The sequence below is a fragment of the Ruficoccus amylovorans genome, assembly GCF_014230085.1.
In the GTDB taxonomy this organism is placed as follows: domain Bacteria; phylum Verrucomicrobiota; class Verrucomicrobiia; order Opitutales; family Cerasicoccaceae; genus Ruficoccus; species Ruficoccus amylovorans.
Genome location: NZ_JACHVB010000012.1, coordinates 156609 through 181857 on the forward strand (window position 1 = coordinate 156609; position 25249 = coordinate 181857).

Annotated in this window: 19 protein-coding genes; 12 read left to right on the plus strand and 7 right to left on the minus strand. The window is 61.7% G+C overall.

Features of this window, described 5'->3' with window-relative positions; genetic code table 11:
* Nucleotides 1-35: 35 nt before the first annotated feature.
* From H5P28_RS01715 to H5P28_RS01735, 5 genes are all read left to right on the plus strand, one after another.
* Nucleotides 36-1412, plus strand: a complete 1377-nt coding sequence (locus H5P28_RS01715) for a hypothetical protein (RefSeq protein WP_185673972.1) — start codon at nucleotides 36-38, stop codon at nucleotides 1410-1412.
* On the plus strand, nucleotides 1409-2272 hold the full coding sequence (locus H5P28_RS01720) for a type II secretion system protein (RefSeq protein WP_185673973.1): 864 nt from the start codon (nucleotides 1409-1411) through the stop codon (nucleotides 2270-2272). Before H5P28_RS01715 ends, H5P28_RS01720 begins: the two co-directional genes overlap by 4 nt.
* A 216-nt stretch (nucleotides 2273-2488) precedes the next feature.
* Nucleotides 2489-3520 (plus strand): tryptophan--tRNA ligase, encoded by a 1032-nt coding sequence (trpS, locus tag H5P28_RS01725; protein ID WP_185673974.1) that lies wholly within the window; start codon nucleotides 2489-2491, stop codon nucleotides 3518-3520.
* Between the two features lie 124 nt (nucleotides 3521-3644).
* Nucleotides 3645-5255, plus strand: coding sequence for a hypothetical protein (locus H5P28_RS01730; protein ID WP_185673975.1), 1611 nt, complete (start codon nucleotides 3645-3647; stop codon nucleotides 5253-5255).
* A 326-nt stretch (nucleotides 5256-5581) separates the two neighbouring features.
* Nucleotides 5582-7390 (plus strand): phosphoenolpyruvate carboxykinase (GTP), encoded by a 1809-nt coding sequence (locus tag H5P28_RS01735; protein ID WP_185673976.1) that lies wholly within the window; start codon nucleotides 5582-5584, stop codon nucleotides 7388-7390.
* Nucleotides 7391-7765: 375 nt separating this feature from the next.
* Here the strand turns inward: H5P28_RS01735 and H5P28_RS01740 are convergent, their stop codons facing one another.
* Nucleotides 7766-9592, minus strand: a complete 1827-nt coding sequence (locus tag H5P28_RS01740) for a hypothetical protein (protein WP_185673977.1) — start codon at nucleotides 9590-9592, stop codon at nucleotides 7766-7768.
* Nucleotides 9593-9719: 127 nt separating this feature from the next.
* Between H5P28_RS01740 and H5P28_RS01745 the strand changes: the two genes are divergently transcribed.
* The 6 genes from H5P28_RS01745 to H5P28_RS01770 all read left to right on the plus strand — a co-directional run bounded on the left by H5P28_RS01745 (nucleotide 9720) and on the right by H5P28_RS01770 (nucleotide 16294).
* Complete coding sequence (locus H5P28_RS01745) at nucleotides 9720-11381, plus strand: mucoidy inhibitor MuiA family protein (protein WP_185673978.1); 1662 nt, start codon at nucleotides 9720-9722, stop codon at nucleotides 11379-11381.
* 237 nt (nucleotides 11382-11618) lie between these two features.
* Nucleotides 11619-12806, plus strand: coding sequence for a methionine adenosyltransferase (gene metK / locus H5P28_RS01750; RefSeq protein ID WP_185673979.1), 1188 nt, complete (start codon nucleotides 11619-11621; stop codon nucleotides 12804-12806).
* Nucleotides 12807-12847: 41 nt separating this feature from the next.
* Nucleotides 12848-13231: a GxxExxY protein gene (locus tag H5P28_RS01755; RefSeq protein ID WP_185673980.1), complete on the plus strand. Its 384-nt coding sequence runs from the start codon at nucleotides 12848-12850 to the stop codon at nucleotides 13229-13231.
* A 47-nt stretch (nucleotides 13232-13278) separates the two neighbouring features.
* Entirely contained in the window at nucleotides 13279-14718 is a 1440-nt protein-coding gene (gene ahcY / locus H5P28_RS01760) for an adenosylhomocysteinase (protein ID WP_185673981.1), read from the plus strand.
* Between the two features lie 152 nt (nucleotides 14719-14870).
* Entirely contained in the window at nucleotides 14871-15521 is a 651-nt protein-coding gene (locus tag H5P28_RS01765; protein ID WP_185673982.1) for a hypothetical protein, read from the plus strand.
* 170 nt (nucleotides 15522-15691) lie between these two features.
* Nucleotides 15692-16294 carry a nitroreductase family protein gene (locus tag H5P28_RS01770; protein WP_185674246.1) on the plus strand — a complete coding sequence of 201 codons (603 nt, stop codon included), beginning with the start codon at nucleotides 15692-15694 and terminating at the stop codon, nucleotides 16292-16294.
* Between the two features lie 175 nt (nucleotides 16295-16469).
* On the opposite strand, the gene H5P28_RS01775 is transcribed toward H5P28_RS01770, so the two are convergent.
* A complete protein-coding gene (locus H5P28_RS01775; protein WP_185673983.1) occupies nucleotides 16470-16838 on the minus strand; it encodes a hypothetical protein in 369 nt (122 codons plus the stop codon).
* A 99-nt stretch (nucleotides 16839-16937) separates the two neighbouring features.
* Here H5P28_RS01775 and obgE point away from each other — a divergent pair, with 99 nt between their 5' ends.
* Nucleotides 16938-17939 carry a GTPase ObgE gene (gene obgE, locus H5P28_RS01780; protein ID WP_185673984.1) on the plus strand — a complete coding sequence of 334 codons (1002 nt, stop codon included), beginning with the start codon at nucleotides 16938-16940 and terminating at the stop codon, nucleotides 17937-17939.
* Nucleotides 17940-18328: 389 nt separating this feature from the next.
* Here obgE and ilvB read toward each other — a convergent pair whose 3' ends face one another.
* The 5 genes from ilvB to ispH form a co-directional block, all read right to left on the minus strand.
* A complete protein-coding gene (ilvB, locus tag H5P28_RS01785; protein WP_221773330.1) occupies nucleotides 18329-20005 on the minus strand; it encodes an acetolactate synthase large subunit in 1677 nt (558 codons plus the stop codon).
* A 509-nt stretch (nucleotides 20006-20514) separates the two neighbouring features.
* Entirely contained in the window at nucleotides 20515-21270 is a 756-nt protein-coding gene (locus H5P28_RS01790) for a YqjF family protein (protein ID WP_185673986.1), read from the minus strand.
* A 251-nt stretch (nucleotides 21271-21521) separates the two neighbouring features.
* Nucleotides 21522-22928: an aspartate aminotransferase family protein gene (locus H5P28_RS01795; RefSeq protein ID WP_185673987.1), complete on the minus strand. Its 1407-nt coding sequence runs from the start codon at nucleotides 22926-22928 to the stop codon at nucleotides 21522-21524.
* Nucleotides 22929-23206: 278 nt separating this feature from the next.
* Nucleotides 23207-24097 carry a DUF3313 domain-containing protein gene (locus H5P28_RS01800; protein ID WP_185673988.1) on the minus strand — a complete coding sequence of 297 codons (891 nt, stop codon included), beginning with the start codon at nucleotides 24095-24097 and terminating at the stop codon, nucleotides 23207-23209.
* A 56-nt stretch (nucleotides 24098-24153) separates the two neighbouring features.
* The gene (gene ispH, locus H5P28_RS01805) at nucleotides 24154-25026 is read right to left on the minus strand and encodes a 4-hydroxy-3-methylbut-2-enyl diphosphate reductase (protein WP_185673989.1); all 873 of its coding nucleotides are present in this window, start codon (nucleotides 25024-25026) and stop codon (nucleotides 24154-24156) included.
* Between the last annotated feature and the right edge of the window lie 223 nt (nucleotides 25027-25249).

Consider the following 25249-nt stretch of genomic DNA (forward strand, 5'->3'; position numbering starts at 1 on the left):
ACCTGGAATGTATGGTGGCTTGGAATAATAGACAAATGCTGGTTTCGGCCTTGTGCCTGCTGGCGCTGATGTCCCCGCTATTGCATGGCGGGGACTATTCGCGTGGCAAGTACGACCCCGACAACGCCTACGACGCACCCATCCCCGGCTGGGTCGGCCCGGCAGGTGAGGGCGGCGTGCCCCTGCCGGACGAGTACGGCAACCCCACCGTCAACATCGGCAACTACATCAACCCGGTCTTTGTCGGCTGGGCTTATTACTACGATGAAGAAGGCACGATCTATCCGGGGGTGGCCTATGAGCCGAGCGTGGAGGGATATTACTGGCCCTGGTCCGAGCCGGTGATGGCCGAGGGGCCGCTGTTTCCCTATATCAACGATGTCTGCTCGCTGGGGGGCTATGCGCCGGGCCAGGATACCGCAGAAGTTGAACCGGGCTACATCACCCTTTATTTTCGCAAGCCGGTGCGCGATGTGCCCGGCGCGGATCTCGTCGTGTTCGAGAACGCGATTTTTTCCGAATCCGAACTGGGCGAGGATGGCGGAGATCCCGGCGAGGGGATTGGTGGCGTTTTCGCCGAACTGGCCTACGTCGAGGTTTCCTCGGACGGGGTGCATTTCGCGCGCTTCCCTTCGGTCTCGTTGACCGAGGCCGCCTACGGCCCCAACGGTTCGCTCGACCCGACGAATGTTTACAACCTCGCCGGTAAACACGTCAACAATCAGGGCGAATGCTGGGGAACGCCCTTTGACCTCGCCAGCTTGCGTCAGGAAGACCTGACCTATTTGGACGACGAAGACATTGAGCGTCAGGTGGACATTAACAACATCCGCTATATCAGAATCGTCGATATCCCCGGCGACGGTTCGCGGCTGGATTCTCTCGGCAACTCGATTTACGACCCGTACCCGACCAACATCTATAACGAGGGCACGGGCGGCTTCGATCTGGACGCCATCGGGGTTATCGGGCAGGAGCGCGGCTTTTACGACTGGAGCGGTACGACGGCGATGAACCCGCTCGACGATGACGACGGCGACGGCGTCGTTAACCTGCTCGAATACGCCTTCGATATGAACCCTGCCGCCCCCGACGCCGGTAATCTCCCCCGGATGCAACTGGTGGACGGCAAGCCGCAGCTTAGCTTCCGCCGCGACGTGCGCAACAGCGACATCACCTACGTGCTGGAGGCGACCGACAGCCTGAGCCCCGTTGCCTGGTACGAGGTTGCGCGGGTTGAAGCCTTTTCCGACCCCGTGGTCTCGCTCCCCGGCCTGGAGGCGACCACTTCTGCCGAATCTCGTCACACTCAAGCCACGCTCGGTGTCTGGCAAACTGTCAGCTTCACCGACTTGTCCGCCGACACCACGCGTTTCTATCGCGTGCGCATCGACTGGGTTGACGCACAATGACACTAAAGACAAAGACTTCCGGGCGGCTCCGCCGCGCCTTTTCCCTGATTGAACTGCTCAGCGCTATGGCAGTCCTCGCCATTCTTGGCACGCTCGTGGTCAACGTGGTGGGCAGTGTCCGGCAGCAGGCCATGACCTCGCGTTCGATGGGGAGCATCCGCGCCCTCGTCACTGCCAATTACGCCTGTGCCGCCGACACCGGGCGCTTCGCCAAGGCTGAAAACCTGGCCGATACGGTTCACTGGCACGGCAAGCAGAAGAGCTCCAACAACTGGGTTGGTTACGGCGGCTACCTGACGCCTTATCTGGGAGAGGACCGCAAGGTGAGCCTGTGCCCGGTCTTTGAGCAGATCCTCGAAGAGGACGAGGGCAACCAGTTCAACAAGGGCACCGGTGGCTACGGCTACAACGGGATTTACCTAGGCAACGATCCCGCCGCAACGATTGCTCCTTCCGGTTCGTCGGGGGGTGGAAACACGCGTCCAACCCGCCCAGTTCGCACGGAGACAGCGGCTAACCGCCCCAGCGCACTCATCGATCCGGCCAATACCGTCATGTTCACCTCGGCCGCGCTGGTCAAGGAGGGCGGAGTGGTGGAGACCTATCTTTCCGCGCCCTACCATGCGCTTTCCGGCACCGAACTGGGGCAGAGACTGACCCCGACCACGCATTTCCGCTTCAACGGCAAGGCGCTCGTGGCCTGGTGCGACGGTCACGTCACGCTGGAGGCGCCCAACGACGCCGACACCAGCCAGAATGCCTACGGCGACGACAACGGCAAGTACACCGTCGGCTGGTTTGGCCCGACCGACAACAACGGCTACTGGAACCCGCATTACAAGCTCGGGACCGCGTATTAGGGGGCGGAGTAAATAAAGTCGTTACCAACCGTTGAAAGGCCGAATGACCAAATGGTTAAATGGTTAATTGTTATTTCCCGGGTTCAAACAGCCAACAATTAACAATCAGCCATTTAGCCATTTAACCATTGTGGCTATAATATTTCTTCAAACGCTCTATGCGTCCCCGCACGTTTTGGCTTGCCCCGGTGTGGTCCGGGGCGTTTTCCCTTAAAAATGGCTGAACAAACCGCCGACAAACCCGTCGTTCTCACCTGCGCCCAACCCACCGGGAAAATCCATCTCGGCAATTACCTCGGGGCGGTCAAAAACTGGGTGCGCTTTCAGGACGATTACGAATGCTTTTTCGGCATCGTGGACATGCACTCGATCACCGTGCCTTATGTCCCCGCGGACCTGCGCAAGAATACTTTCGATCTCCTGGCGACTTACATCGCCTGCGGCCTCGACCCGGAGCGCTGCCACCTCTTTTTGCAGTCGCATGTGACCGGTCACGCCGAGCTGACCTGGGTGCTCGGCTGCCTGACCCCTCTGGGCCGCCTGGAGCGCATGACCCAGTTCAAGGAAAAGTCCCGCAAGCAGCAGGACTCCGGCAGCGCGGGCTTCATCGGCAGCGGGCTGCTCTACTACCCGGTCCTGATGGCCGCCGACATCCTCCTTTACAACGCCGACCGCGTCCCGGTGGGCGAGGACCAGACGCAGCACCTGGAAATCACCCGCGACATCGCCCAGAAGTTCAACGAGACCTACTCGCCGACCTTCAAAGTGCCCGAGATCGACGTTCCGAAAACCGGGGCGCGCATCATGTCGCTCCAGTCGCCCGAGTCGAAGATGTCGAAGTCCGATACCAACCAGAACGGCACGATCTACCTCATCGACGACCCCAAGACGATCCGCAAGAAAATCGGCAGTGCCGTGACCGACTCCGGCAGCGAGATCCGCGCCGGGGCCGACAAGCCCGGCATCACCAATTTGCTGAACATCTTTTCCGCCGCCAGCGGCCAGCCGGTCGAGATGCTGGAAAGGGACTTCGCGGGCAAGACCTACGCCGATTTCAAAGGGGCTGTGGCCGAGGCCGTAGTCGAAATGCTCACCCCGGTGCGTGAGCGCTACGAGGCCATTCACGGCGACAAGGACTACCTCCTGTCCGTCCTGCGCGACGGCAGCGCCGCCGCCCAGAAGCGCGCCTACAAGACCCTCTCCAAGGTCTGGCGCAAGGCCGGTTTCGTCGAAGTCCCCCGGGGCTAAAAGCGGGGAAAACGCCCGCGATGACATGAAAGAAAAGATCGCCAGCGTGGCCCGTCTGGCGACTCTTGCGATAGGTTCTTGTCAGCGGGCACTTTATCCTGCAAACTGGCTGCAAATTATCAGAATGGAGGACCTAAACAATTTCCGGCTTCAGAAGATCAGCATGATCGTCGCCGACGTCCTTCTCGTCGCGTTCGGCTTGATCTTTGCCTTCAGCGGCGATGGCCCCATGAGCCCCATGCAGTTCTTCTGGGTGGTGGTCAGTGTTGGGCTCGGCGGCGTGCTTGCGTTCATTCCCTTTTTCCTGGAGTTCAAGATCCGGGCGAACCTGATGGAGTACGACCGCAGTCAGGCCAACCTGGAAAACGCCGAACGCATCGAGCGGGTGCTGGCCGAGATCCACGAGATCGCGGCCATCGTCGCCCGCCAGACCGACCGCGCCGAGGAGGCCCTGGCCAAGACGACCGAGGCTGCTGCCCGGCTGGAGGGGCACACGCCCGGCCAGCCCGGTGACAGCGGCGAGATCAAGGCGCTGTCCGACTCGGTCGAGTCCCTGCGCAAGGATGTGGCCCAGGCGCTTGAGAGCGTGGCCTCGGCGGAGGACACCGCAGCCCTCATTGGCGGAATCGAGGTGTCGCTGGTCAATCTCAGCGGCCAGCTTGAGCAGGTGCAGTATCAACTGACCCGCGACGCAGCCGCCCGCACAGCCCCGGATCAGGCCCCGGCTCACGCTTCCGACGCCGACGAGGCGGTCGAGCCCTCGGCGCTGGAGACGGAAGGTGGTTTATCGCACGCCCACACGAAGTTCGCACTTGGCGATACGCTGCCCGCCGACATCGCCAACGACGAGACGGTCGAACCCGACGAGACCCTGTTGGCCGAGCAGGAAGTTCCCGGTGAGGAGACGCCTGAGGAGGAGCTCGAAGGGGCTGAGGATGTGCCCGAAGATTTGGCCGTCAAGGACGCCGCCTACGAGGCCGAGATCGACGAGCTTGAAGCCGACTTGGCCGAGGCCGCCGAAGAATTGGCCGCCGAGGAAGGGGAGCTCTTGCCCGGCGACACCTTGCCCGGGGACGTGGCTGATGACGAAAGCGTGATTTCCGATGACGACCTGCTTGAGGCGGACGAGGAATCCGAGCCTGCACAGCCCTCCTGGGAGCCATCCGCCGAAGAGGAGCTTGAAGGGGCTGAGGACGTGCCCGAGGATTTGTCCGTCAAAGACGCGGCCTACGAAGCCGAGATCGACGAGCTTGAGTCCCGCCGCGAAGAAGCCGCCGCCGATCTCGCCCGCGAAGAGGGGCCGGTCTTTACCGACTCCCGCCCACTGGACGCCTCTGCCGGAGCCGCCTCAGCGGATGCCGCTGAGGGCACCAGCAGTGATGCCGATGACAATGACGCCGCCGAGGGCCTTTCTCAGCCGAACCTGATGGAGGAATTGCCTCCGTTGCGGGAAAAGCCCCGCAAGAGCCCGAAAGGCGCGACCGTTTTGGTTGCCCAGGTGCTGATCGGCATCGGCAACAAGCCGTACGTGCGCGGCATCGGCCCCGGTCTTTCGCCGGATGAGGGCGTGCCGATGGAGTTTCTCGAAATCGGAAAATGGCAGTGGACCGCGCCCGATGGCGAGGAGCCCATCAGTTGCCGCATCTACAAGAACGATGAAATCCCCGCTGACGGGGACATGATCGAGCTTGAGCCCGGCCAGCGCCGTACGGTGTCGCCGACTTTCCAGGGCTGAAATAAACAGAGCTTTTCTCCCTTTGACTACACCCCGCACCTGCACTGGTGCGGGGTTTTTTCTGGCTTCCGAAAGCGCCAGGCATGGCTTGTTGTCGGGTATGGTTAATTATTATGACCGTGCTTTTCAGGGGAAGTATCAGCTCTTGTTTTGGATTGTCCTGTCGGTGTTTTTTATTAGATTTGTAAATGGAAGCCATAAGTCGCATGCGTAATTAGAGGATCGGGACGCGTTTGCTCGTCTGGATTTAAATTAGTGTTGCTATTCATTTCAGTTTTTGTGGATTAGTTTTTTTAATTTTACGACACCCAGCAACTAACTTAATCATGAGTACTGCCACAGAATCCCAACCCAAAACCGAGAACGCCGCCCTGCTCAAGTGGGTCGACAAGATGGTCGAGATGTGCAAGCCCGACAAGGTGCACTGGTGCGATGGTTCTCAGGAGGAAGCAGACCGCCTCTTCGCCGAAATGGTTGAAGCCGGCACCTGTATCCGCCTTAACGAGGAGAAGCGCCCGAACAGCTATCTGTTCCGCTCCGATCCCCGCGACGTCGCCCGCGTCGAATCCCGTACCTTTATCTGCTCGCAGAACAAGGACGATGCCGGTCCCACCAACAACTGGGAAGAACCCCGCAAGATGCGCCGCCAGATGAAGGAACTCTTCGAAGGCTGCATGAAGGGGCGCACGATGTACATCATCCCCTTCAGCATGGGCCCCGTGGGCGGCCCGATTTCTCAGATCGGCGTCGAAGTCACCGACTCGGCCTATGTCGTGGTCAACATGCGTATCATGGCCCGCGTCGGCCAGAAGGTGCTGGACGCCCTCGGCACGGACGGCTTCTTCGTCCCCTGCCTGCACTCTGTCGGCCAGCCGCTGAAGGATGGCGAAAAGAGCGCCGCCTGGCCCTGCAACCCGGAAAATACGTACATCGTTCACTTCCCCGAAGAGCGCACGATCGTCTCCTTCGGCTCGGGTTACGGCGGTAACGCCTTGCTCGGCAAGAAGTGCTTCGCCCTGCGCATCGCCTCCACCATGGCCCGCGACGAGGGCTGGATGGCCGAGCACATGCTCATCCTCGGTGTGGAAGAGCCCTGCGGCAAGAAGACCTACGTCACCGCTGCCTTCCCGAGCGCCTGCGGCAAGACCAACTTCGCGATGGTCATCCCGCCCAAGGAAATGGAAGGCTACAAGGTCACCTGCGTAGGCGATGACATCGCCTGGATCAAGCCCGACGCCAACGGCAAGCTCCGCGCCATCAACCCGGAAGCCGGTTTCTTCGGCGTGGCCCCCGGTACCTCCTACGACACCAACCCGAGTGCGATGGACTCCTGCTCGCGTGACACCATCTTCACCAACGTCGCGCTGACCGACGACGGCGACGTGTGGTGGGAAGGCATGACTGCGGAAGCCCCGGCGCACCTGATCGACTGGCAGGGCAACGACTGGACCCCCGACTGTGGCCGTCCTTCCTCGCACCCGAACAGCCGCTTCACCGCCCCGGCCCGCAACTGCCCGGTCATCGACCCGGATTGGGAGCGCCTCGACGGTGTTGAAATCAAGGCCATGGTCTTCGGTGGCCGCCGCATGAGCGACATTCCGCTCGTCTTCCAGAGCTTCACCTGGAGTCACGGGGTGTACCTCGGTGCCACCATGGGCTCCGAGCGCACCGCCGCCGCCGAAGGTAAGGCCGGTGAACTGCGCCGCGACCCGATGGCCATGCTGCCGTTCTGCGGTTACCACATGGGTGACTACTTCCGCCACTGGCTCAAGATGCAGAAGGACCTGGACGAAACCCCGCGTATCTTCCACGTCAACTGGTTCCGCCGCAACGCCGACGGCAAGTGGCTCTGGCCGGGCTTTGGCCAGAACATGCGCGTCCTGCGCTGGATCGTCGAGCGTGCCAACGGCCGCGGTTTCGCCAAGGAAACCCCGATCGGCTGGGTGCCCCGCTACTGCGACCTCGACTGGCGCGGCCTGGACTTCTCCGAAGATCAGTGGAAGGAACTCATGAGCATCGACCGCGAAAAGATGAAGATGCAGACCCTGCAGCACGAAGAGCTCTTCCTCCAACTCTTCGACCACCTGCCCAAGGAACTGATCTTCGAACGCGAACTGCTCATTTCCCGCCTTTAAGATTTCGCGATCTTAACGAACAACCCCGAGACGTCCGGCTTCTACGCCGGGCGTCTTTTTATAGCTTAAACGCTTGTGCGTTTAAGAGTTTGAGAGTTTCGGGTTTGAGAGTTTGAGAGTTAAAGGGGCGGGAGCGTTGGGAGAGGAATAGCACCTCTCATCCGGATCAAAGCGCCGAACCCTTGCGCTGGGGAGCTGTCCTTGTCCCGCCGAATCGTGCTCTCCGAGCAGACTTGCTTACCTGCGAAACCCGCACTCTCCGGCGGGGGAGGGGTAGCGGCCTTTCTGGACTTTGAGGGGGCGTCGCCCCCTCAAAGTCCAGAAAGGCCACGCACCGTAGGGGCATCGCCCCTCAATGCCAGCGGGTGTAACCCGCTAGTCTTGGATGAGGATGCGGAAGAAAAGGTCTTCGCCGGGGGCGTGCTGATAGGTGTAGATGTAGGCGTTGTCGGGGCCGCTGGGGCCGGAAGGCGTGGCCTCGGGGACGGCGGAGTAGGGGCCGCCGGGGGCGGTTGCCTTGAGAAGTGTGAAGGTCGCGCCGGGGCTTTCGTTCTCCGGGTCAAAGGTGATGCTGGTCAGGCCGCCGGGGCTGTGCGTAACGGTCTCGACGTTCAGGCGCAGGCGTCGCCAGTCCACTTTCACATTTTGCAGATTGGTCACGGTTACGGTGCGCGTTTGCACGGGGTAGCCCGGTGCAGTGAAGGTGACGGTATAGGTGCCGTCGCGGTACACCGGGACGGCGTAGCCGCCGCTGGTGGTGCTGATCGCGTAGTAAACACTGCCGTCCACATCAACGCGGACGCCGCCCGCACCCTCGCCGGTAGCGTAGGACTTGCCGCCGTCGGAATCGTCAAAGATGACGCCGGTGATGTAGGCGGTGTCCGCCTGCGGCTGACCGAAGTCCTGCGTCACGACCTGGGGGCCGGCGAGAGGGCCGGTTGTATTCAAAATCCCGATACCGGCCTCTTTGAAAAGCGGGTTGTGGAGGTTGAGCCTATGGCCGGGCGCGTCCTGCATGCCGTCATTGTCGTGGACCGTGCCGGCGTAGGCGGGGGCGTCATTGGCGTCGTCGCCCCAGTCCACCTCAAAGGCGGCGTGCCCGTGGGTGACGGAAAGCGCGTTGAGATAGATGTTTTCGCCGATGTAGGAAAAATCGTAGCCCTGGCGGGTGGCGCGGTCGCCGGGCGTGTCGCCGGGCTGGTTCGGAGCGGGCGCATCGGGGGAACTGGTGTGGTCCTGAAAGACATGGTCGCGCATGTCCTGCGTGTGCAGGCGGGCGGAGGCGAGGAGCTTTTTGTTAAAAGCGAGGGGCTGGACGTTGTTCTCCAGATCGGCGAACTCGACGATCATCTGCGGGATGCTGACGCCGAAGTGGTTCATGGCGGCAATGACATCGGGGTCGGTCGGGGCGGCCAGTCGCTGGGCTTCGGCGTTGGCGTCAGCACGGGCGCGGTTGATGAGTTCGAGGTAGTACTGTTCGTCGTCGCTGGGATCACCGATGGAGTAGGGGCGCTTGATGAAACTCGTGCCAACCTGGATGTTGTCAAAGAACCAGCCGACGAGAGGTTCGTGCTCGGGGGCGGTGAGTGGATAGTAGCTGCCGGTGCTTTCGTAAAGGAAGCGCAGGCGCACGGTTTCCCCGGCGTAGGGAGAGAGGTCGAGCTGTTGCAGGGAGGGGGATAGCTCGGTCTCGCCACCGCTGCCGGGAAGGCTGTAGAGCGTGACAGGCCAGGTGGCCCCGTCGTCGGTGGAGAGCTGGACGCGGGCGATCTGCGACTGAGTCGAGTAACGGAGCCAGCTTTCAAAAAAGAGCTTCATCCCGGCGGTGACGGCGACCGGGCTGGCCAGTGTCAGGCTCGAGTCGGTGCCGTCGCTGTGGAACAGGTGGAAGCTGTGTTCGCCTTCGAGCGCGATCAGATCCTGCACGACCTCGAAGCTCTCGCTGCTGATGTCGATACTGAAGCCCGTAGTGCCGCCCTCGGCATTCTCGGCCAGGGTGCTGGCGCTTTCGCCTGTGCTGGCGGCGCGGAAGCCGAACGAGGTGAGAAAGAACGTCTCCTCTTCCTGGTAGTGCAGCGGCAGCGCGGGGTCGGGGTAGGACATGCGCCAGGCGGGCGGAGGCGCGCTCACCGGGGTGGCGAAGACTGCCGGGAAAGAGGCGGGCAGGATGCAGAAAGCCGTCAGCAGCGCTAGTTTTGTCATAATTAGAGTTTGAGGTTCTTAGGCGGGGCGGCTGGGCGGTGCAAGCCTTCGGCGGGCATGACAAAACTTTTACAGCTTTTGGGTTTCACGCTGAGAACCGATTCCGTTATAAACTGTCACTATGCCGATGACCCGACTATCCCCCTTCTTGTTCGCCGCTCTGGCGGCACCGTTCTCACTGCCTGCCGCGCAGGAGCAAGTCCTCGATTCGCACCTCAACGCGGTTACGGTTTACACCGACCGGGCCGAGGTCGTCCGCCAGGCCGGGCTCAAGCTCGACCCCGGCGTCCACACGCTGATCTTTACCGATCTGCCCGCGCAGACCGACGCCGGGAGCCTTCAGGTGGACGGCACTGGCGGCTTCACTTTGCAGGACGTACGCTTTGAGACGCGGCAGCTCACCGACCTGCCCGAAGGGCGGCTCAAGGAGCTGACCGACGAACTGCAAAAAGCCGACACCCAGGCCAAGGCGCTCGGGATGACGGCCACCCGCCTGAAGGACCGTCGTGCCGCGCTGGAGGCGGTGCTGGCCCGCGTCACCGCCACGCCCAAGGACAGTAGTGCCCCCGCGCCGATGGATGCCGTGCAGTGGACCGAGATGCTGACTTTTTATAACACGCAGTTGGAAAAGATCGACCAGTCCACGATGGAGAACGACGCCGCGCTCCAGCAGGTCAGTGAAATCCAGAACCGCCTGCGCCGCGAGATTTCCCAGCTCAACGCCAACGCCCGCAAGCAGAGCAACGTGGCCAAGGTGGTGGTTTCACTCGACCGCTCCTCGGAGGTCGTCGTTGAGTTGACGAGCATCGTCTATGGCCCGCGCTGGACCCCCAGCTACGACATCCGCGCCAACACCACGGACAAGCAGGTGACGCTCGCCAGCTACGGCAGCGTGACCCAGAACACCGGCGAGGACTGGACCGATGTGCGTCTGAGCCTCTCGACCGCGCAGCCGCAGGTCGGCGGACGCGAGCCTGAGTTGAACCCGTGGTTCGTCAATGTGTTCAAGCCGATGCCGGTCGAGCCGCCCTTTGCCTATGAATCCGCCCGCGCCAAGCAGGCTCGCCCGGCGATGGCCAGCGGCCTTACCAACGAGATCATGGCCGATTCGTTCGTCGCCTCGGCTCCGATGCAGGTGCAGGAGGCGACCGTGCAGAGCGGAGCGACTGCCGTGGTGTATCAGATTCCCAATACAGCCTCCATCCCCAGCGACAACCAGCCGGTGCGCGTGTCCATCACCACGCAGAGCTTCCCGGGCGAGTTCCGCTACTCGGCCGTGCCGAAGCTCTCTCCGCACGTTTACCTGAAGACGAAAGTCACCAACGCCAGCGAATACGCCTTCCTGCCGGGGCCGGGGAATATCTACCTCGACGGCAGCTTCGTGGGTCAGTCCGCGCTCGATCTGGTGCCGCCGGGACAGGAGTTCTGGACGTGGCTCGGGATCGACCAGGGCGTGACGGTCGAGCGCAAGCTCCTCGACCGCAAGGAGGGCGAAGCCGGGTTCTTCGGCGGGAGCAAAAGCATGACCTGGCGCTACGAGTTCGAGATCAAGAACAACAAGCAGACGCCGATCACGCTCTCGGTCTGGGACCAGATCCCCGTCTCGGAAAACGACGACATCGCCGTCGAGCTGATCCAGCCGAAGTATTCCGCCGACACCGCCTCGCTGAAGATGACTTCGCAGAAATTCATCGAGTGGATCTACAACCTCAACCCCGGCCAGGAGGTCAAGACGCCCTTCGAGTTCAGCGTCACCTGGCCCGAAGACGTGCAGGTCTCGGGGCTCTAAATAAGAGGCCGCGAGGGGCGCATCAACCGTCCTGGGTGGCTCCGGTTGTTTCCGTTTTTCTCAAGCCGTCCGGTTCCCGCCGGGCGGCTTTTTCGTGCCGGAGGGAACACTTTTTGCCGGGCCGTTACGAAGGTCAACGCGGGTCTTGTTATTGAAACTAAGTCTCATATCAATAAATCTGGATGTTTTGATGATTTGACTTGCGGGCGCTGTGAGATTGTGCAGATTTAGCGGCTTATGAACAAAAGTTTCATCTTCTCCTCTGAATCGGTGGGCGAAGGCCATCCGGACAAAGTTGCCGACTATATCTCTGACAGCATCCTCGACGCTTGCCTCAAGGACGACCCCAAGAGCCGCGTTGCCTGCGAAACCCTCGTCAAGAGCAACTGCGTGTTCGTCGCCGGAGAAATCACCACCAACTCGAAGTTCAACTACGAGCAGGTCGTGCGTGACGCCATCCGCGACATCGGCTACATCGATGCCAAGGACGACGCCGTTTTTCACGCCGACGAAGTTTTCATTTCCAACTGCCTGACCACCCAGTCCCCCGACATCAAGCAGGGCGTTGACGCCGCTGCGGCCGATGGCAAGGACACTGCCGAGCAGGGCGCCGGGGACCAGGGGATCATGTTCGGCTACGCCTGCAATCAGACCGAGGAGCTGATGCCCGCCCCGATCATGTTCGCGCACCGTCTGCTGCGCGAGATGGCCTACCAGCGCAAGGAAGTCGGCGTCGAGTGGCTCCGCCCCGACGTGAAGAGCCAGGTCGCCGTTGAATACGTGGACGGTGAGATCAAGGGCATCCGCAATGTCGTCATTTCCACGCAGCACATCGAGGACGTGAAGCACAGCACGATCCGCGAGTTTTGCATCGACGAGGTCATCCGCAAGGTGCTCCCGGCTGAGCTGATCACGGACGAAACCGAGTTTCTCATCAACCCGACGGGCAAGTTCGTCGTCGGCGGCCCGCAGGGCGACGCCGGCCTGACCGGGCGCAAGATCATCGTCGATACCTACGGCGGTTGGGCTCGCCACGGTGGCGGCGCCTTCTCCGGCAAGGACCCCTCGAAGGTTGACCGCTCCGCCGCGTACTTCTGCCGTTGGGTGGCCAAGAACATCGTCGCCGCCGGACTGGCCGACGAGTGCGAGCTCCAGGTCGCCTACGCCATCGGTTATCCGTACCCGACGAGCATCCACGTGGACACCTTTGGCACGGCCAAGGATGGCCTCTCTGACGCGGAAATCTCCGCCGCCGCGCAGCGGGTTTTCTCCTTCAAGCCTGCCGATATCGTTGGCCAGCTCAACCTGCTCCAGCCGATTTACCGCCAGTCCACCAACTACGGCCACTTCGCCAAGGCGGACCTGCCCTGGGAAAGCACCGCCCGCGCCGCCGAACTCAAGGCCGCTCTCGGCGCCGCCGTTTAAGGGGGGAAATTGCCCGCGAAGCTACGCGAAGGAACGCGAAGATGAGCGAAGTGATCTTTAAGCAGGAATGCTACGAGATCATTGGGGCTTGTATGAGGGTTCATTCCGCGATGGGGAGCGGCTTTTTGGAAAGAGTTTATCAGGAATGTCTGCGGATTGAGTTTGATCAGACCGGGATACCGTTCAGGGAACAGGCACCTATCGCCATTCACTACCGGGGGCGCCAACTGGAAAGCCAATACTTTGCAGACTTTCTCCTCTATAACTCGATTCTCCTGGAAATTAAATCGCTGAAATCACTCTTGGCGGAACATGAAGCTCAACTGCTCAATTACCTTTCCGCCACCCGGCTTCCGCTCGGACTGCTGGTTAATTTCGGCTCCCTCGGCAAACTAGAATACAAACGCTTAGCACACTCCCGCTGACCTTCGCGCCTCTTCGCGTGTCTTCGCGGGCAACTTAATTAAAGATCATGTCTACAGATACACTGACCACGACCGACTACAAGGTGAAGGACATCTCGCTGGCCGACTTCGGCCGCAAGGAGGTCGAGATCGCCCAGTTTGAAATGCCCGGCCTCATGGCCACCCGCGAGAAGTATGCGGCGGAAAAGCCCCTCGATGGCATCCGCATCATGGGCTCGCTGCACATGACGATCCAGACCGCCGTGCTGATCGAGACCCTTCAGGCTCTCGGCGCCGACGTGCGCTGGTGCTCGTGCAACATCTTCTCCACCCAGGACCACGCCGCCGCCTACGTGGCGAAGAACCTCGGCATCCCGGTCTTCGCCTGGAAGGGCGAGACGCTGGAGGAGTACTGGTGGTGCACCTATCAGGCGCTGACCTGGCCGGACGGCAAGGGCCCGCAACTGATCGTTGACGACGGCGGCGACGCCACGCTCCTGATCCACAAGGGCTACGAACTCGAAAACGGCTCCGACTGGGTCGAAGGCGAATCCTCCAGCCACGAGGAGAAGGTCATCAAGGACCTGCTCAAGCAGGTCAAGGGTGAGTCCCCGACCCGCTGGCACGAAGTGGTCAAGGAGTGGAAGGGCGTCTCCGAGGAAACCACGACCGGCGTGCACCGTCTCTACGAGATGCACAAGAAGGGCTCGCTGCTGATCCCCGCGATCAACGTGAACGACTCCGTCACCAAGTCCAAGTTTGACAACCTCTACGGCTGCCGCGAATCCCTCATCGATGGCATCAAGCGTGCCACTGACGTGATGATCTCCGGCAAGGTCGCGGTCATCTGCGGCTACGGCGACGTGGGCAAGGGCTGCGCCCAGGCCATGCGCGCCCAGGGTGCGAACGTCGTGGTGACCGAAGTTGACCCGATCTGCGCGCTCCAGGCCGCGATGGAAGGCTTCCGCGTGCTGACGGTCGAGGACACCCTCGGCTTCGGCGATATCTACGTTACCACCACGGGTAACAAGGACATCATCACCGCCGCCCACATGGCGAAGATGAAGGACCAGGCCATCGTCTGCAATATTGGCCACTTTGACAACGAGATCCAGGTGGACCAGTTGGCGAAGCTCCCCGGCGTGCAGGTCGAAGAGATCAAGCCCGACCACATGGGCGCGGTGGACAAGTACACCTTCGAGAACGGCAACAGCATTTACCTGCTGGCCAAGGGCCGTCTGGTCAACCTCGGTTGCGCCACGGGTCACCCCTCGTTTGTGATGTCCAACAGCTTCACCAACCAGGTGCTGGCCCAGGTCGAGCTGTGGAAGAAGCGCGAGACCTATAAGCCCGGCGTTTACATCCTGCCCAAGCACCTCGACGAGGAAGTCGCCCGCCTGCACCTGCAAAAGATCGGCTGCAAGCTGACCAAGCTCTCGCAGACCCAGGCCGACTACATCGGTGTTCAGGTCGAAGGCCCCTACAAGCCCGACCACTACCGCTACTAGGCGGGTCGCATTCTTCGGGGTGATTCATTCACTCCCGAAGAGCCGAATTCCATATACATTTCAAAGTGCGCCAGTTTGCTGGCGCACTTTTTTTGTTTTAACCGAAGGCGTTTTTAACCCAAGCTGGGGTGACCTTCCGCAACGGGGCAGTCATGTTTGCAATAAGAAAGCGAATCCTCATCAAGTGGGGTGGTCTGGTGGCCGCGCTGTTGGTATTGGCCGGGGCGCTGTGGTTTTTCTGGCCGCGCCCGTGCACGTACCGCGACTTTGACCCGCGCGAGATGGCGCGGCTGGAGACGAAGATGTGGCAGGCCTATTACGCGAAGGATTACGTGGACTTGGGGGCCGGGCTTTGGCGGACGGTTCGCACGCAGTTCGGGTGCTCGCCGTGGGTGGATACCCGGATCGCCTACTACGGGGTGCAGGCTGCCCGCGTTTTCCAGAAATCCACCAGCCGGGAAAAGGCCGAACTGGCCCTGCCGTATCTGGTGGACTATTACCGGGTGATCTCGGACTCCTTTGATAACAGTTTCGACTACGAGGAGGCCGCCCGGCTGGAGCTTGAGTGGTGGCAGCTTCGGCGGGAAAAGGCTACCGGGGACGAAGTCGCCGCCGTGCTCGCCCGGCTGTATGCGCTGCTCAACGACCAGCCGGTGGACGATATGCTCCCGGCGGCGCAACTGCGGGTGACGGCGATGCGCTACCGTGATGACCGTCGCGACACCGGGCTTAGCCCGGAGGAGTGGGATACGCTGGAGGAGCAGTTGTACGCCTCTTACCACAGCTTGCAGGCGACGTTGTAAGCTTCGGGGCGGGGGAGGTTTCGCACTTGGAAAGGGGGTGCCGGTGTTGTTGTGGAGGCGACGGCGTTGTTGCCGCAAAATGCGAGGCCCGGCTTGCCGGAGGGTGGATTTTGCTATAAGCTGGGCGTTTTCTTTTACACGAAATGGAAAACAGTACCGCCACCAGTCCCCTGGACACCTTTACCGCCATCCGCGAACGCCGCTCGGTCAAGCTCTACGACCCGGAGTTTGTCATGCCGCAGCAGGACATCGACCGCCTGCTGGAGCTGGCTACTCTCTCGCCGACCTCGTTCAACATCCAGAACTGGCGCTTCGTCGTGATCCGCGACAAGGAACTGCGCGAGCAACTGTGCGCGGCGGCCTGGAACCAGGCGCAGGTGCGTGAAGCCTCCGCGCTCATTATGGTCTGCGCCGACCTCAACGCCTGGGGCCTGCGGACCGAGCGCTACTGGGCCAATGCTCCCGAAGAGACCCGCAAGATGCTGGTCGGGATGATCCACCAGTTTTACAAGGACGACAAGCAGCTCCAGCGCGACGAGGCGCTGCGCTCCTCCGGCATGGCCGCGCAGACGATCATGGTCGCCGCCAAGGCCATGGGCTACGACACCTGCCCGATGATCGGCTTCGACATGGAGACGGTCTCCCGGCTGATCAAGCTGCCGAAGGACCACGTCATCGGTATGATGATCGCCGTCGGCAAGGCCGTCCAGCCCGCCCGCCCGCGCGGCGGCCAGCTCCCGCTCGACGAGATCGTGTTCGAGGACACGTTTTAAGAGCTTTTGTGAGATCCGGCTGCCACGAAGGGCAAATGGTTAAATGGCTGATTGCTAATTGTTGGATGTAGAATCCGGAAAATAACAATTAGCCCTTATATCCTTTTAACGGTAGCGACCTCTCGTCTTTGAGCATTCGAGGAGGGAAGTTTGCCCCTCTCTTGTGCCCGGTGCGTTATGCGCCGGGCTTTTTTTTGCGCTTTCGGGGCTTGGGGACGACGCCGAAGCGCGGGTCTTCGGCCAGGAGGTACTCGACGATGCGCCCGGCCACGGTCTCGAAGGCGTCGTCTTCGGCGTGCAGCATGAGCCATTTGGGCAGGACGGGGTGGTTCGTCAGCATAGGGAATTCTGCTACGATGGCGGCGTGCTGGTCGCGCTCGGCGGGCACGAGAAAGGCGTTCCAGGGGTCTTCGCCCTCGGCCAGCACGGCGACGATTTTACCCCGGTAGTAGCAGCCGAGGCAGCCGAACATGTGCTTGCGCTCGTAGCCGGGGCGTTCGGCCAGGGGCTCCATCAGGTACTCGTAGGGGTGTCGCCGGGACATGGAAGCAGGGTAGTTTCGGCGAAAAAACCGGCAAGCCCGAAGCTCAGCCCTTGCTTTGGCCCTTGACCCGCCGCCCCCGAGCGCAGACAAATCAGCGGCATGTTTGTGGATGAAGTCACTATTCGCCTCAAGGCCGGAGACGGCGGCAACGGCTGCATGAGCTTCCGGCGCGTGGCGCACAACCCCAAGGGCGGACCCGACGGCGGCAACGGCGGCAAGGGCGGGGATATTATCCTCGTGTGCGACCCGAACACGGCGGACTTCACCGACTACAAGTTCAAGCCCCACGCCGCCGCCAAGAACGGTGTTCCCGGCAAGGGCTCGGACAAGGACGGTGCCAACGGCGATTCGCTCAAGCTGAAAATGCCCCCCGGCACGGTCGTGATCGACGAGGAGACGGGCAACACCGTGCTTGAGCTGATCGAGTACGGCAAGGAGTACCTCCTGCTCAAGGGCGGCAAGGGCGGCAAGGGGAACACGACCTTTAAGTCGTCCACCAACCAGGCCCCGCGCAAGTACACCCCCGGGCAGGAAGGCGAGCAGGGCACCTACAAGCTCGTACTCAAGTCCATCGCCGACATCGGGCTGGTCGGCTTCCCCAACGCGGGCAAGTCCACGCTCATCGGCCTGCTGACCGGCGCCGAGCCGAAGACCGCCAGCTACCCCTTTACCACGCTCCAGCCGACCGTGGCCGTGATCGAGTACCCGCAGACCTACGAGCGCCTGACCATGGCCGACATCCCCGGACTGATCGAGGGCGCGCACGAGAACCGCGGACTCGGGCACCGCTTCCTGCGCCACATCGAGCGCTGCAACCTGCTGCTGTTTCTCGTGGACATGGCCGGGACCGACGGGCGCGACCCGGTGGACGACTACCGGCAACTGGTGCGCGAACTGCGCTACTACGACGAGGCCATGCTCGACAAGCCGCAGCTCATCGTGGCCAACAAGATGGACGAGCCGGAGTCGCCGGAAAACCTCGCCCGCTTCAAAAAGAAGATCCGCCGCAAGGTGCACCAGCTTTCCTGCCTGAGCGAGGAGGGCCTGCCCGAACTCAAGGCCATCCTGCGCGAGCGCGTCCTGCTGGGGAAAACGCGCTGAGCATGTGCGGCCGCGTCGTCTGCGGTTAAGCCGGTCCCGTCAGGTTTTTTAAGTCCTTGGTGGTTTGATTTATTAACCACAAAGGCACGAAGACACAAAGTGGTGTTGGCCACGCCGAGAGACTTGCACGTCTCTGGTTTCCCTTCTCCGGTGGCGTCCACTTCGTTATTTCTACAAGTTTGGGTACGCTTCAGTTTGGATGCCCCTCAGGGATTGCGGCTTTCAGTTTCACTGAAAGCCGCAATCCCTGACGCGATGCGCAGCAACGAAAGTGCAGGCTTCGGCTGCTCGTTCCGTATTTTGTCCACGCGGCCTAAAGCAGCACTGGGGCCAGGAGCCTTTCTGGCTCCGTAGGGGCAGCGCCCCTCAATGTCCAGTGCGGCCACGCACTAGCGGGCGCAGGCTGTGCGGATCATTTCACGGTTTGCGCCGCCGGGGGGGACCATGGGCAGGACGTGTTGTTCGACGCCGGTGGGGGCGTTGATGAGGACCGGGCCGGGGCGAGCGAAGGCTTCGGCCAGCGCGGCGTCGATGTCCGGTTCCCCGGCCAGATCGACGGCCTCCATGCCCATGGCCCGCGCCATCATGGCGAAGTCCGGCCCCTGCTCGAACTTCGAGGCGATGAGGCGCTTGCCGAAGAACAGGGTCTGCTGCTGGTGGACGAGCCCGAGCGACTGGTTGTTCATGATGACGACCTTGATGTCGGCCCCGGCTTCGGCGGCGGTGATCATTTCCTGGTTGTTCATCAGGAAGCTGCCGTCGCCGCTGATGCAGACGACGGGGCAACCCGGCTCGGAGAGAGCCGCGCCCAGTGCCGCCGGCAACCCGAAGCCCATCGTCCCGAGGCCGCCGCTGGTCAGCCATTGGCGGGGGCGGCAGAAGGGAAACGCCTGTGCCGTCCACATCTGGTGCTGGCCGACGTCGGTGGCGACGATAGCGTCGCGCCCGGCGTGGCGGGCGATGGCGTGGATCAGCCCGTAAGGCGTGGAGGGATCTTCCGCGCCGGGCATTTCCATCGGGTGGGTGGCTTTCAGCTCGGCGATGCGGGCGTTCCAGTCCGGGCGCTGGCGCTCGGGCAGGATGGCCAGCAGGCTTTCCAGAAAACGTCCCGCGTCGGCACGAACGGACAGTGTGGGCATGCGGATTTTGCCCAGTTCGGAGGCGTCGATATCGACATGGATGACGCGGGCGTGGGGGCAGAATTCGGCAACCTTGCCCGTGGCCCGGTCGTCGAAGCGCGCGCCCAACGCGATCAGCAGGTCGCACTCCTCCAGGGCCAGATTTGTGTAAGGGGCGGCGTGCATGCCCAGCATCCCGAGGGATTGCGGGTGATCGGTCGGCAGCGCCCCCAACGCCATCAGCGTGCTGACGGTGGGCAGGTGCGAACGCTCGGCCAGCGCGCGTGCGGCGGCGCTGGATTCGCTGTGGATGATGCCCCCGCCCAGATAGAGAATCGGCTGGCGGGCCTCCTCGATCATGGCGGCGGCCTGCGCGACGGCTTCGGCCTCGGGCTCGGCGGGCGCGTCGGCGGTGCCGGGCTCGGGCCAGGCGTCGAACTCGATAGAGGCCAGTTGGACATCCTTGGGGATGTCGATCCAGACCGGGCCAGGGCGTCCGCTGGCGGCCAGACGGAATGCCTCGGGGATGACGCTCAGTAACTCCTCGGCGGACTGGACGAGGTAGTTGTGCTTGGTCACGGGCAGGCTCATCCCGAAGACATCGACCTCCTGAAAGGCGTCCGTGCCGATGAGCGCCTGCGGGACCTGCCCGGTGATGCAGACCAGCGGGATGGAGTCCAGCTTGGCGTCGGCGATGGCCGTGAGGATGTTGGTCGCGCCGGGGCCGCTGGTGGCGAAGCACACGGCGGGTCGTCCCGTCGTGCGGGCCAGTCCCTGCGCGATGAAGCCCGCTCCCTGCTCATGGCGGGAGAGGACGTGGCGGATGACTGGCCGCCGGGCCAGCGCGTCGTAGAGGGGCAGGTTAGCTCCTCCGGGGATGCCCGCAATCAAGCGGATACCCTGGCGTTCCAGCAGGCGGATAACGAGGTCGGCTCCGGTCATTTTCATAATTTTTATCTGGTTGGCTTGGTTGGCCCTCCGGAAGCGCTCGACATGGCTGGGTAAACAAAAACCCCCTGTCGAACGCATTCGGCAGGGGGTTTTTAGAAATTTTAGTGGGAAGTTCTAATCTCTAGGCCCGTGCGGATGCGGTCGAGGTCACGAGGACTACGACTACGTTTACGAGCACGGCTACGAGGTTGAACTTCATTATCGGTTGCAATGAAGAGACGAAAAATCCGCGTTTGTCAAAGCCTAAATTTTCTCCGGCGGGTGGGGGAGTGGCCGGGGGGATGTTTTTTTATTAACCGCAGAGGCGCAAAGACGCAGAGAGCAAACGTGGGCAAATAGGATCATAAATGGAGAAGAGGTTGCCCGCGAAGTCAGGCGAAGGAGCGCGAAGTGAAAACAAAAAAACTCTGCGTCTTTGCGCCTCTGCGGTTAAAAAGACAACTTCCCGCTCCGCTGCGGGTTGCGAGCCGCGAGCCCCACGGAAAAGGGCGGGACTTTTTCCCTGCTTACTGGAGGCCGTACACATCGACCTTGACCTTGTCCACGTAGTGCTTGAGGTCGGGCGGAGTGGAGGGCAGGGGAAGGTCGTCCAAACAGAGCGGGATGGTGTCGAAGGTGGCGACATCGGCGTCCTGATAGCGGTAGGGGCTGTGGGCGACCTGCGCCCGGCGGACTCGTTGCCCGTCCCAGGCGTAGAAGTAATAACGCTCCATGAGGAAGAAGGGGAGCCCTTCGGGGTCTTCGCAGAGGCGGACCTGGCCCTCGCCGCTGTAGCGGTAGACCGAGAGGCGATAGCTGCCGTAGGGAGCGCCGCCGTAGCGGTCGGCGCGTCGGCAGGTGTAGTGCACATCGTCGGTGATGGCGGCCTTCATCCGGGCCTGGAAGTAGGGGAGCTTGAAAAACTTCCGCCCGAGCCAGGCGGCGGGGCCGCTGCCGCAGTCCAGCGAGTAGAACCACACGCCAGGCTTGCCCTCGTCGTCGTACACGTAGGTGCGGACGTTGAGCTGGAGGAAGTGGGAGATAAAGGGCAGGGCGGGCAGGCGGCGCAGGCGTGCCCACGACATGGCAAAGGGCACGATGCTCAGCCAGGCGCTGTCCTGGGCGGTATCGACATGGAGGCCGGGCGGGAGGGTGGCCTGGATCTGCTCCGGATCGACTTTCCAATGCAACAGGAGCAGGTGCTCCCAGTTTTGGAGGAATACCAGAGGCGCTTTGCCGTCCGGGGTTCTGGCTGCCAGTCGCTGATCCGTGGTTGGTGGCATTTTCAGGGAAAAAATGAGAGGATATCCGCTGTCGTGCAGCCTTTAAGTCTTTGCCGCCGAAGGCCAGCAAAAATTGTTAATTAGTTATCGGTCAGCGCCTACCCGGACCTAATACCATTACTCACTTTTTTTTGGCTCCATGAATTTTTAAACAGGCAGGACGGAAAGAACAGCAAGCAATCGCAGGAACGCGTCTTCCTGTTCTTCCCGTCCTTCCTGTTTAAAAAATCTAGCGGAGACGTGAAAAAGGCTCAGGCCTGGGCGGTCTGCTTCTGGCGCTTCTGGCCGATGGCGGTCTTGACCAGGTTGGTGCCGAATTCCCACATCGGGCCGGGGAAGCGCGTGACCTGCTGGAGCACGTCGTCGAAGCCCTGCACGCAGCGGTCGATCTCCTTCTGGCCGATGATGAGCGGGGGCAGGAGCTTGACCACGTCCATGTTGTGTCCGGCCACATGGGTGAGGATGCGGTGGCGGTCCAGCAGTGAGCTGACCACCATCTGCGCGAAGAGGCCCTTGTCCACCTTGTGAATGGCCTTCCAGGCCATCTTCAGCTTGAGCGAACGCGGCTGCTGGAACTCAATGGCGATCATGCAGCCCTTGCCGCGCACTTCCTTGATCAGGTCGTGCCTGGAGGCGAGCGCGCGCAGGCCCTCCATCAGCTTTTCGCCCATCACACGGCTGTTTTCGACCAGATTTTCCGACTTGATGACTTCAATCGAGGCCAGGCCGCAGGCCATGGCCAGGTTGTTCCGGCCGAAGGTGGTCGAGTGGACCACGCAGCGGTCGAGCCGGGAGAAGACGCCCTGGTAAATCTTGCGGGTGGTGACGATGGCCGCGCAGGGGACATAGCCGCCGGAGAGGGCCTTGGCCATCGTGATGATGTCCGGCTCCAGGTCCCAGTGCTGGAACCCGAAGAGCTTACCGGTGCGGCCGAGGCCGGTCTGGACCTCGTCGGCGATAAAGAGCGCGCCGTACTTGCGGCACAGGTCCTGGGCGGCGGGGAAGTAGTGCTCGTCGGGGATGTGGACGCCCTTGCCCTGCACGGGCTCGGCGATAAAGGCCGCCACGTCGCCCTGCTTGAGTTTTTCCTCCAGGTCGGCCACATCGTTGTAGGCGACTTTCTCCACGCCGGGCAGGAGCGGCCCGAAGCCCTCCTGGAACTGTGCGTTATGAGTCGCACTGAGAGAGCCGTAGCTGAGGCCGTGGTAAGACCCGGCCAAGCTGAGGATGCGCGTGCGGCCGGTGGAGGCGCGGGCAAATTTCATCGCGCCCTCGACGGCTTCGGTGCCCGAGTTGCAGAAGAAGCACGCGTCCAGGTGGGGCGGGGTGATCTCGGCCACCTTCTCGGCCAACAGGCCGCTGAGCAGGGCGCAGTCCATCTGCACCATGTTCGGGAGGTCCATCGAGAGCACGTCCTCGATCGCCTTGCGGATGACCGGGTGGTTGCGCCCCATATTATAGACGCCGTAGCCGCTGAGAAAGTCCAGGTAGTCGCGCCCGTCCATATCGTAGAGATAGGAGCCCTCGGCGCGGGCATAGACCTTGTCAAAACCGATCGTACCCAGGACTTTGGCCAGGGTGCGGTTGACGTATTTGTGGTGCAGGTCGTAGTTTTCGCCCTGCCGTTCGGTGATAATCGCTTTCAGATCGAAGGCCATGGTTTTGTCCAATCTGCCAGTTATAGCGTGCGGCTGTTAAAATGCAATGCCAGGGAGCGCTTTGGCCACCACCGGAAAACGGTGATAGCAGGTTTTATGACAACTATCATATTCATCGATAGCCGCGGTGTTAAAAAGTAAGGAGCTTGAGTCGTCCTGCGGGCGAAAATGTTCCCGCCGGAATTTGGGATGCTGGTTTTTACAGTAAATTCAAAATAGCTTGAAAACGGCGGGCAAACTGCCTGGCCGCCGGATGGAGAATCGGAGGCGGCGCAGACTTAGTTGGAATTGCCGCCGTGGGCTTTAGTGACGCGAGCGGAGAAACGCCCGGCCCAGGTCTGGATGGCCTGGGCGATGTCGCCCCATTTGTTCAGGCTCTGGCGCACTTCGAGCTTCTTGCCCGCCAGGGTGTCGATCACGGCTGCTTCGCGCGCGCCGGTCAAAGAATCGAGCAGTTCGGCCTCGATGGAAATCGAGCCCACGCCCATAGAGGTGCCCCCGGTGGCCTGCTGAGCGGCGTCGGCCAGGCGGGCGTAGGGCATCCACGAGCCGGCGTACATGACCGGGTTGCCGGGGACGACGCCGACGATGGCGATGCGGACCACGGCGACGCCCTTGCCCGGCTGGTAAACCACGGGATACCCGGCCTGGTCGAGCGCCTTGGTCAGCTCGGCACGGAAATAATCGGTCAGTTTTTTGAGTTCGTCGGGGTTGACCCCTTTGAATTCGGCGTCATCCGCGGGATAGACGACGATGGGCGAGAGGATGAAGCGGTTGTAGTCGGCAAGCACGCCCTTTTCCTTGACCCAGACCCACGCGCCGGTGTCGGGATCTTCCTGAAAGCCGTCGTAGCTGGGAAGAAAACCGGATTTGGTTATGGGTGCGGCCTTGGTCGGCATGATGTCGCTGAGGCCCTCCTTGACCGGATCGGTCACGGTGCTGACGACTTCCTGTGCCGGGCGGGGCTGGCTGTCGGCGTCGAGCGAAGAGGTGTTGCTCAGGATGGAGCTGTTGTCCGTAATCGTCTGGGTGCGCTGGTTGACGCGCTCCCGGATGTTGCCCAGCAAGCCGCCGTCAAGGATACCGCCACCGTCGTCGCTGCCCGAATCCTGGGCGTACGCGCAGGAAGCCCCCGCCAGAAGTGTGATCGCGAGTATCAACGGTTTCATGACGATAAAAAAAGAGCGTGTGTTGTCGGGTGAGAGCGCCGTCCATCCGTCGGGCTTCAGACGCGCTGAAGCTCTTCGACGACCTCCTGGATAAGGAACTCCGGGGTGGAGGCTCCGGCGGTGACGCCGACCTTTTTGTAGCGCTCCTTGAGGTGGCCGAAGTCCAGTTCGGAAGCGGTCTCGACGTGATAGGCGGGCAGGCCGGTCTTTTCGACCAGAGCGGCGAGCTTGCGGGTGTTGGCCGAATGACGGCCTCCGACCACGATAATGGCCTCGGCCCCGGCGTCCTTGAGTACGTGGATGTCGCTCTGGCGTTCCTTGGTGGCCCCGCAAATGGTGTCAAAAACCTGGGCGTCCGGGTAGGTCTCGCGCAGGATGGCGGCGAGGCGCTCGAACTCGTCCGTGAACATGGTGGACTGGGAGACGAAGCAGACCTTGTCGCCGAGGTTGGGCAGGGCGCGGATGTCTTCCTCGTTCTTGACCACATAGCCGCGGTCTTCGGTGTAGCCCATCAGGCCAATGACTTCGGGGTGCTTCGGGTCTCCGAAGATCACCGTGGTAAAGCCCTTGCGCGAGTGCAGCTTGATCTTGCCGGCGATGATGCCCACGTCGGGGCAGGTCGCGTCCTTGAAATCCATGCCGAGTTCCTTCAGGTAGCTGCGGCGCTCGGGGGAGATGCCGTGGGCACGCACGACGAGCACGCCGTGCTCGCGGTCCTGCTCGGTGACTTTGACTTCGGTCTTGCTCTGGTAATCGCCGACTTCCTGGATGCCGACGGCTTCCAGTTTTTCCATCATCTGCTTGTTGTGGATGAGGGGGCCGTCGGTATAGACGGGTCGCTTGCCTTCTTCGGCGAACTTGGCCGCGACGTTGATGGCGCGTTCCACTCCCCAGCAAAAGCCGGCACTTTGGGCTCGAATAACTTCCATGGTAAAATTTGGTCTGTAAACTATAAAGCCTGTTTCGCCATTGCAAATACGCAAGGGTATTTTTAATGGTGGCTATTCGCTTTGTTTATAAGGAATACTGATCGACGTCGAATGTGAAAATGGTCAAATGGCTGGGGCGTATCGGGTGTGTCCGGGCGATTCCGGGCTTTACGGTAGCTCCGATTTTCCCAAAAAACAAGCATCCTGGCTATCAACCATTCAG